Genomic DNA, 383 nt, shown 5'->3' with positions numbered 1-383 from the left:
GCAACTTCAGGAGCAGTTCCCGCGCCAGTGCAAGGTGGGCAGTCCCGATTATGTCGCCAGCCTGGTGAATGCCTCGCAACAGGGCGTGCCACTCAAACCGCTGCGTCACGTCCCTGCGGCCATCCCGTTGCGCCTGGAAAACCAGTATTTCTCCCTGGATTTATCACACCCGGCGGCGCGCGAGATGCTGGAGAGTGGTAACTGTATGTTCTATGTCCCAGGCATGCTTGGCGAGCCTGAGCTTGAGTTGTTTGCGGTGCTGAGAACATGAGCCAGAGAACGATATGAGTCAGATAAAAAAGTGTGATATTGACGCGCTGTTGCAAAACACCTGGCTGCAGGTGATTAGCCTGCGCCATGGCCCCGAGTTTCAGGAAGGGGAA

At 56.4% G+C, this 383-nt stretch carries 1 protein-coding gene and 1 pseudogene; both read left to right on the top strand.

Annotated features, from left to right (window positions below):
* Positions 1-271: type VI secretion system baseplate subunit TssK (gene tssK / locus AC2A06_RS18930; RefSeq protein ID WP_484381286.1), on the top strand; the 271-nt coding region annotated here is incomplete at its 5' end.
* Positions 272-284: 13 nt separating this feature from the next.
* A pseudogene (locus AC2A06_RS18925) lies at positions 285-383 on the top strand (type VI secretion system protein TssL, short form); the annotation flags it as partial.

This window comes from Serratia sp. HNCC26DJ244, from assembly GCF_057180565.1.
Note: the sequence above shows the minus strand (reverse complement) of the source record. Positions and strands in the feature narration are given on the sequence as shown.